This window comes from Methylobacterium ajmalii (assembly GCF_036448855.1).
GTDB classification, from domain to species: Bacteria; Pseudomonadota; Alphaproteobacteria; order Rhizobiales; family Beijerinckiaceae; genus Methylobacterium; species Methylobacterium ajmalii.
In genome coordinates, this window is record NZ_JAZFXT010000061.1 from 20617 (window position 1) to 28306 (window position 7690).

Consider the following 7690-nt stretch of genomic DNA (forward strand, 5'->3'; position numbering starts at 1 on the left):
ATGAGGGAAGCTCTGGCGCCTACCGCAGGAACGCCAGCGCCAGCGGCACCAGCACGGCGGTCAGGAAGGCGTTGAGCCCCATGGCGATGCCCGCGAAGGTGCCGGCGACCTCGCTGACCTGGAAGGCGCGGGCGGTGCCGATGCCGTGGGCGGCGAGCCCCGCGGCGAAGCCGCGGGCGCGGTAGTCGGTGACGCCGAGGCGGTCGAGGAGCGGGGTCACCAGGATGGCGCCGAGGATGCCGGTGAGGATCACCAGGACGGCGGTCAGCGTCGGGTCGCCGCCGAGCGCCGAGGTGATGCCCATGGCGACGCTGGCGGTGACGGATTTGGGCGCCAGCGCGATCAGGATCGGATCGGGCACGCCGAGCAGCTTCGCCGTGCCGATGCCGGCGACGAGCGCGACCGTGGAGCCGACGACGAGGGCGGCCAGCATCGGCACCAGCACCCGGGTCACGGTCTTGCGGTGCTCGTAGAGCGGGATCGCCAGCGCCACCGTGGCGGGGCCGAGGAGGAAGTGCACGAACTGCGCGCCCTCGAAATACACCGCGTAGGGCGTGCGGGTGACGATCAGCACGAGGCCGACCATCCAGATCGCGTGCAGGACCGGGTTCGCCAGCGGATGGCGGCCGGTGGCGGCGGAGACCCGGTCGGCGACGACGTAGGCGGTCAGCGTCACGGTCAGCCACAGCAGCGGCGTGCGCGACAGGAAGACCCAGAGGGCGAAATCCCCGGTCATCGCCCGGTCCGCTTCGCGACGTACGAGAAGGTCAGCACGGTGGCGACGAGGGCGAGCGCCGTCGAGACCACCAGGGCGGCGGCGAGCGCGAGGCCGTGGGCGGCGAGCACGTCGAGCCGGCCGATCACGCCGGCGCCGGCCGGCACGAAGAGCAGCGAGAGATGGGCGAGGAGCCCCTTACCGGTGCGCTCCAGCGTGCCGTCGACGAGGGGGGCGGGCAGCCCTCCGGGGCGGCGGTCGCGCAGGACCAGTACCCCGAGGAGCAGCGCCATGCCGACGACCGGCCCCGGCACCGGCAGCGCCAGCGCGCGGGCCAGGATCTCGCCGACGAGCTGGCAGAGCAGCAGGAGGGTGAGGCTGAGGATCATGCCGCCGCCCGGGACGGGCCGGAAAGCCAGTGGTCGAGGAAGGCGTCGAGCCAGGCGGCCACGCGGCCGTCATGCATGAACCGGCCCTCGATCTGGCGCGCCCGGTCCTGCGCGCCGGGCAGGCGCAGGCGCTCGGCGGCCCGCACGGTCCAGCGGCAGATCATGGCGTGGGTCACCTCGGGGTGGAACTGGAGCCCGAAGGCCGCCGGCCCGACCCGGATCGCCTGGGTGGGAAAATCGTCGCCGGTGGCGAGCGTGTCGGCCCCGGCCGGGCAGGAGAACCCCTCCCGGTGCCAGTGGTAGACGTGGGACGGCCAGGGCTGGCCGATCTCGCCGGCGAAGTCCCGCCCGGCCTCGGTCGGCAGCAGCGGATAGTAGCCGATCTCGGCCCGGCCCTCCGGGTGGGCGCGGACCGGGGCGCCGAGGCACTTCGCCAACATCTGGGCGCCGAGGCAGAGCCCGAGGAACGGGCGCTGCTCGCGCAGCGGCACCCGGATCCAGTCGATCTCGCGGCGCACGAAGTCGTCGCCGTCGTTGGCGCTCATCGGCCCGCCGAAGATCACCGCGCCGGCATGATGCGCCAGCGTCTCGGGCAGCGGGTCGCCGAAGCGCGGGCGGCGGATGTCGAGGGGGTGGCCGCGCTCCTGGAACAGCCGGCCGAGGCGGCCGGGGGTCGATTGCTCCTGGTGCAGGATCAGAAGCACGGGCTTGCGCGGAGCCTCCGGCGTCACGACGGACCTCGCCATCACCGGGCCGGCACCTGCTGGGCCGGCAGCCCCGCCAGAGCGACCGCCCGGGTGGCGGTGATCGCGGCGTCGTCGAAGCCGAGAAGCTGGCCGACGCGCCAGACGAGGTCGTCCTCGAACTCGTGAACCTGCCCGTCGGCGGCGGCGACCGCCCAGGCGAGGCCGAGAAGCCCGCGACGCTCCTCCTCCGGCAGGTCGCGGCCGATCATCTCGACGAGCTCGGCGACATCGCGGGTCTCGTCGTCGAAGCTGATGGCACGCTCGATCAGGGCCTTCGCCTGCGCCTCGTTCGGGGCGAAGCGGTGGGTTAGGAGACGGGCCAGCCGGTCGCGCTCGACCGCCGCCAGCGTCCCGTCGACCCGCGCGACGTGGACGAGGAGCGCCGCGGCGGCGAGGTGCTGCTCGGCCTCGGCATCGAGCGGCAGGGCGGGCGCGCCGAACATCTCGGCGGCATAGGCGCGAAGGCGGGCGATCAGAGGCATTGGGAGGATTGGGTTTTTCCGGCTCGTCCCATCGTCCGGATTCGGCGGCCCAGCGTCAAGCGCCGTTCCGTGCCGGCACCGCCCCGAAGCCCTGCACGGGCAGCAAGTCCGCCCCGGTGTCGCCCGGAAACCACCCCGCGGCCGCAGGCGCCGGCGCCGTCTCGACCCGCCTTGCCAACCCGACCGCCCCCGGCTATGAGAGCGCCACCGAACGTCGCATCGCCGGCCCGGTCGGCGCCGCAATAGCTCAGCTGGTAGAGCACCTCATTCGTAATGAGGGGGTCGGGGGTTCGAATCCCTCTTGCGGCACCATTATTTTCGAGCAGTTGGCTCGTGGCCTAACGCCTAGTGCATTACGGATTTTTCTCCGGTGGCGAACAGGGGCTGGAGCAGTTCTGCCTTGCACCTTTTCGACATAGCAGACGCATTCTGCGCCTGATCTGACGAATCTGCGGCGGACCGGAATGGGTGGTTCGCGCGCGCCCGCAAATCAAACCGATTACGGATTGACCAGCAGCCGTTCGGGCAGGCGTAGAATAGCCAAAAAGGCTCAAACGCCGTCGGCAGGCTCGCCATGAGCCCTGGCGGCGATTGTTCTCGCTACACCTATTGCGGCTTCCACGATCCGCCCGCGATGCGGGCTGCTGCCACCCTCTCGGCAAGGATCTCGTCAACCAGATTTCAGAAAAGGCCGATGATGATGTGGCCGCGTCGGGCGCCGATGTCCACAAGCGCCGTCGCAGCGTTGCACGACCCGCTCATCGTTCTGCTCGGGCAGCATCGTACCGATGAGTCTACGGATCACAGGCTCGTGTGGGGGGAGAATGCCGACGACCTCGATGCGCCGCTTGGTCTCGCCGTTGAGGCGCTCCAACGGGTTGGTCGAGTACAGCTCGGCGCAATGGGCAGCCGGGGAGGCCCATAGAGGGCAGGACGTCGGTCACAGCCGTGCCCATCAGAACGATCCGCCTGACAACCTTGGGCCAAGATTGATTGGCCACCGCCTCGGCATCCTCGTGCGCGAAGGCGATCTACAGCGGGGGCAGGTCGCCGGCTGGATCGTTATATCGGCCGATGACGTTTTTGAAGTGAAAGGCGCGCTGCGCAAATGTTCCGCGAAAGGCTTGTTGAGCCCTACAAAAGCTCAGAAGCGTCAAGTCAAAATACGTTTCTGGGTGTTTTTCTTTAGCAAGAACAGCTTCACGCTAAGCATCAAAAAATAGTGGCGCACCCGACACGATTCGAACGTGTGACCTTTGCCTTCGGAGGGCAACGCTCTATCCAGCTGAGCTACGGGTGCTGACCGCGAAGCCTCTGTAGCCTGACCCGACCCGGAGCGCAACAGGGAAAGGGATCGCGCCTCCGCTCGACGGGATCCGGGCGCGGGCCTCGGCGGCGGCGGGCGCACGGTCGAAGCGTGTCGGATGCGCCGGGGGAGACGGGGCGGAGCCGGGAAGGGCCGGCGGCGTGGACGGCGTGCGGTGCCGCTGGCGCGCCGGCGGCGCCCGTGCTGGTCTGGCCTCGCCGTCGCGGCGGACATGCGGCGGGAGGATCGGGCATGACGGGGACCTACGCTCACTCGGTGCCGGGACGGCCGACCGCGCAATGGGAGCCCCTGGCGGATCATCTCGCCCGGGTGGGCAACACGGCGGCGCGCCTCGCCGGGGTCTTCGGCTGGGGCGAGCTGGCGCGGCTCGCCGGCACGCTCCACGACGTCGGCAAGGCCTCGGAGGCGTTCCAGGCCTATCTGCACGGGCGGGCGCCGAGCTGCGACCACTCGACGGCGGGCGCCCGCGTCGCCGCGGCCGACTACCCTCACCCGGTCGGGCGGATCCTCGCCACCCTCGTCGCCGGTCATCATGCCGGCCTCGACAACGGCGACGGGATCGACCGCCGGCTCGATCCGCGCCAGACCGAGATCCCGGCCTTCGACGGCTGGCAGAGCCATGCCGCGGCGCTCCCGCCGATGGCCCGGCTGGCGCCGACGCGGCGCTTCGCCCGCAGCGGGCTGCAGGGCTTCACCGACGCATTCCTCATCCGGATGCTCTTCTCCTGCCTGGTCGACGCCGACTTCCTCGAGACCGAGCGCTTCTACGCCGGGGCGCGACCGGTCCCCCGCGGCGGCCATCCCGGGATCGCCACCCTGCAGGCGCGGCTGCGCGCCCACATGGACGCGGTGTCGGCGACGGCGCCGCCGAGCCGGGTCAACGCGGTGCGGGCCGAGGTGCTGGCTTCCGTGCGCGAGCGGGCGGCCCTGAACCCGGGGCTCTTCACCCTGACGGTGCCGACGGGAGGGGGCAAGACGCTGGCCTCGCTCACCTTCGCCCTCGACCACGCCGCGCGGCACGGCCTGCGCCGGGTCGTCCACGTGGCGCCGTTCACCGCGATCATCGAGCAGACCGCCGCGGTGTTCCGCACCGCGCTGGGCGAGGAGGCGGGCATCCTCGAGCACCACGCCACCTTCGACTGGCAGGCGGCCGCGGCCCGGTCCCGGGACGACGGCACCCGGGACGACGGGACCGGCCTCGATCCGGTCTCCCGATTGCGCCGCGCCGCCGAGAACTGGGACGCGCCGGTCGTCGTCACCACGGCGGTGCAGCTGTTCGAGAGCCTGTACGCCAACCGCACCGCGCGCTGCCGCAAGCTGCACAACCTCGCCGGCAGCGTCATCGTCCTCGACGAGGCGCAGGCGATGCCGCTCCCCCTGCTCAAGCCGTGCCTCGCCGCGATCGAGGAACTGGCCCGCAATTACGGCGCGAGCGTCGTGCTCTGCACGGCGACGCAGCCGGCTTTGCGCCGGATCGACGGCTTCGCGGCCGGGCTGCCGATCGACGATATTCGCGAGCTCGCCCCCGATCCGCCCCGGCTCGCCCGCACCCTGCGGCGCGTCGCCGTGGAGCGCATCCCCGGCCCGACCCCGGACGAGACGGTGGCGCGCCGCTTCGCCGCGGCGCCGCGGATGCTCTGCATCGTCAACAGCCGCCGGCACGCCAAGGCCCTGTTCGACCGGATCGCGCCCCTGCCGGGCGCCGTCCACCTCAGCACCCTGATGTGCCCGCGCCACCGCCGGGCCGTGCTCGACGCCGCCCGCACCGCCCTGCGCGGCGAGGCGCCAGTGCGGATCGTCAGCACCTCGCTGATCGAGGCGGGCGTCGACATCGACCTGCCGGAGGTCTGGCGCGCCGCGACCGGGCTCGACGCGGTGGCCCAGGCGGCCGGGCGGTGCAACCGCGAGGGCGCCCTCCCGGAACCCGGGCGCGTGGTGGTGTTCGACCCGGCCGACGCGCCGCCGCCCCGCGCGCTCGAGACGGCCCGGCGCGCCGCCGAGGAGGTCCTGCGGACCCGGGACGACCCGCTCGCCCCGGACGCCATCCGGGCGTATTTCCAGGAGGTCTACTGGCGCCGGGGCGCGCACGCCCTCGACGCGCCGCAGCTCGACGGGGAGACCTAGCCGATCCTGCCCGCCCTCGCCGAGCGGGCGCCCGCGCAGGCCTTCCCCTTCGCCCGCATCGCCCGGGCGTTCCGCCTCATCGACGAGGCGATGGAGCCGGTCATCGTGCCGTGGCGCGCCACCCCCGACGACGACCGGGCGGAGACGCTGCTCGCGCGGATCGCCGCCATGGACCGCCCCCTCGGCGACGACCTGCGCCGCCTCCAGGCCTACGTCGTGCCGGTTCCCCCGGCCCTGCGCGCCCGCTGGCTGGCGCTCGGGCGCCTGCGGCCCGTCCACCCCCTGCTCGAAGGCGCCCTGCTGCGCCTCGACGACATGGCGTTCTACGATCCCCGGACCGGCCTGCGCCTGGAGGACGACGCCTACCGCGCCCCGGAGGACAACATCATCGCGTGACGCGCGCCCGTGAGGGGGCGACCTACCCACGACGCGCCGGTGATGGAGGAATACGACGTTTCGATCCGCGCCCCCTTGAGGGGGCGACGACCGCCCCAAGCGCAAGAGCATCCCGGACCGGGTGTTTCGATCCGCGCCCCCGTGATGGGGCGACGCCTTCTGAGCGCCGCCGCCGCGCTCAAAATTCACGTTTCGATCCGCGCCCCGTGAGGGGGCGACTTGCCGGCGAGGTGGGCGAGGCCTGCAACGTCGTGTTTCGATCCGCGCCCCCGTGAGGGGGCGACTCGCTCCGGTCATGCCGAGTGAGGAGGAGATGCTGTTTCGATCCGCGCCCCCGTGAGGGGGCGACGGTCGGCCGAGCGCTCGACGATCACGTACTGCGCGTTTCGATCCGCGCCCCCGTGAGGGGGCGACACCGGCGGAGTCACCGTCGGCTGCTTTGCCTGGGTGTTTCGATCCGCGCCCCCATGAGGGGGCGACCGCCACCACAGTAACCATTTGCGCTGAAAACGAAATATCGCGCCTGCGCGCGAACCTCCCCCGGCGGGGGGCGGCCCGAGTTGCGGCAGGGGCGAAGCGGGTGGAAAAGGCGTGTGGCCGCAACGGGATCGCCGCTGCGCGAATCCTCCGGGCGGGGGCTGTCCGCTCGGGGTTCGCGCAGGCCGCTCAGAAGAGCAGCGGTCCCTCGAGGTCGAGGATCGGCTTGGCGCCGACATGCTCGATCCGGCCGCGGGCCTGGGCGCCCAGCCGGTAGAACCGGAGCGTATCCTGCGCCGGATCGATCTCGGCGACGAGGCGGGCGCGCAGAGCGGTCCACTGGGCCGGCTCGACCTCGCACTCGAAGACCGAGTTCTGCACCCGCTGGCCGTCATCGAGGCAGGCCCGGGCGACGCGGCGCAGGCGCCGGCATCCCGCGGCGGATTCGGTGCTCACATCGTAGGCCACGAGCATCAGCATTACGCCGCCTCACTTCCAGACGAAGGCGGGGTCGCCGTCGAGGTCGCCGCGCAGGTGGCGGGCGAGCATCTGCGCCTGGGCATGGCAGACGAGGCCGAGCGGCATCGTCTCGTCGAGGAACGGGTGGCGCAGCTCCTCGCGCTTGCGCTCCTGCCAAGCCACCAGGACCCGCTTGCGGCCGGCCTCGGTGAGCCGCACGCCGCCGGTCTCCTCGACGGCAAAATCCTCGGCGCCGAGCTGGCGCCCGTTGACGAGGCTGAGGGCGAGCCGGTCGGCCAGGCCGGGGCGCAGCTCCTCCATCAGGTCGAGGGCGAGTCTAAGCAGATTTTACCGAAGTGGACACCGGTTCGGCGGCAAAAATCTGCGGCAGAACAAGAAGCTAAGCGGGCGAAGCGTTGGCCTGCCCACGGTACACGACAGTGACGTGAACCCAAGATGATTGCCTCTCCCACTCGCAACCTCATCCTGAGGTGCGAACGCAGTGAGCCTCGAAGGAGGGCTCCAGATGCCTCCGAGATCACTGGACCCCTCCTTCGAGGCTCACTGCGTTCGCA

The 7690-nt window shown here is 71.7% G+C and carries 8 protein-coding genes, 2 tRNA genes and 1 pseudogene; 3 read left to right on the forward strand and 8 right to left on the reverse strand.

Features of this window, described 5'->3' with window-relative positions; translation table 11 throughout:
• Window positions 1-19 precede the first annotated feature (19 nt).
• Genes V3T34_RS25090 through V3T34_RS25105 form a run of 4 tightly spaced genes read right to left on the reverse strand, consistent with a single transcriptional unit; the run spans window position 20 to window position 2332 of the window.
• Window positions 20-736 (reverse strand): LrgB family protein, encoded by a 717-nt coding sequence (locus V3T34_RS25090; RefSeq protein ID WP_091888886.1) that lies wholly within the window; start codon window positions 734-736, stop codon window positions 20-22.
• Window positions 733-1104: a CidA/LrgA family protein gene (locus V3T34_RS25095; RefSeq protein ID WP_091888888.1), complete on the reverse strand. Its 372-nt coding sequence runs from the start codon at window positions 1102-1104 to the stop codon at window positions 733-735. The genes V3T34_RS25090 and V3T34_RS25095 overlap by 4 nt, the downstream gene beginning before the upstream one ends.
• Window positions 1101-1850, reverse strand: a complete 750-nt coding sequence (locus V3T34_RS25100) for a glutamine amidotransferase (RefSeq protein WP_305079344.1) — start codon at window positions 1848-1850, stop codon at window positions 1101-1103. Before V3T34_RS25100 ends, V3T34_RS25095 begins: the two co-directional genes overlap by 4 nt.
• Entirely contained in the window at window positions 1850-2332 is a 483-nt protein-coding gene (locus tag V3T34_RS25105) for a tellurite resistance TerB family protein (RefSeq protein ID WP_060847373.1), read from the reverse strand. The genes V3T34_RS25100 and V3T34_RS25105 overlap by 1 nt, the downstream gene beginning before the upstream one ends.
• A 236-nt stretch (window positions 2333-2568) precedes the next feature.
• Between V3T34_RS25105 and V3T34_RS25110 the strand changes: the two genes are divergently transcribed.
• A tRNA-Thr gene (locus V3T34_RS25110) sits at window positions 2569-2644 on the forward strand.
• A 430-nt stretch (window positions 2645-3074) separates the two neighbouring features.
• Here V3T34_RS25110 and V3T34_RS28615 read toward each other — a convergent pair.
• A pseudogene (locus tag V3T34_RS28615) lies at window positions 3075-3360 on the reverse strand (transposase); the annotation flags it as partial.
• Window positions 3361-3555: 195 nt separating this feature from the next.
• Window positions 3556-3632, reverse strand: a tRNA-Arg gene (locus V3T34_RS25125).
• Window positions 3633-3890: 258 nt separating this feature from the next.
• Here V3T34_RS25125 and V3T34_RS25130 point away from each other — a divergent pair.
• Window positions 3891-5783 carry a CRISPR-associated endonuclease Cas3'' gene (locus V3T34_RS25130; RefSeq protein WP_305079346.1) on the forward strand — a complete coding sequence of 631 codons (1893 nt, stop codon included), beginning with the start codon at window positions 3891-3893 and terminating at the stop codon, window positions 5781-5783.
• Between the two features lie 90 nt (window positions 5784-5873).
• On the forward strand, window positions 5874-6179 hold the full coding sequence (locus tag V3T34_RS28620; RefSeq protein WP_331369536.1) for a hypothetical protein: 306 nt from the start codon (window positions 5874-5876) through the stop codon (window positions 6177-6179).
• Between the two features lie 666 nt (window positions 6180-6845).
• Here V3T34_RS28620 and cas2 read toward each other — a convergent pair.
• A complete protein-coding gene (gene cas2 / locus V3T34_RS25140) occupies window positions 6846-7136 on the reverse strand; it encodes a CRISPR-associated endonuclease Cas2 (RefSeq protein ID WP_305079348.1) in 291 nt (96 codons plus the stop codon).
• A 9-nt stretch (window positions 7137-7145) separates the two neighbouring features.
• On the reverse strand, window positions 7146-7460 hold the full coding sequence (locus V3T34_RS25145) for a CRISPR-associated endonuclease Cas1 (protein WP_331369311.1): 315 nt from the start codon (window positions 7458-7460) through the stop codon (window positions 7146-7148).
• Window positions 7461-7690: the final 230 nt, after the last annotated feature.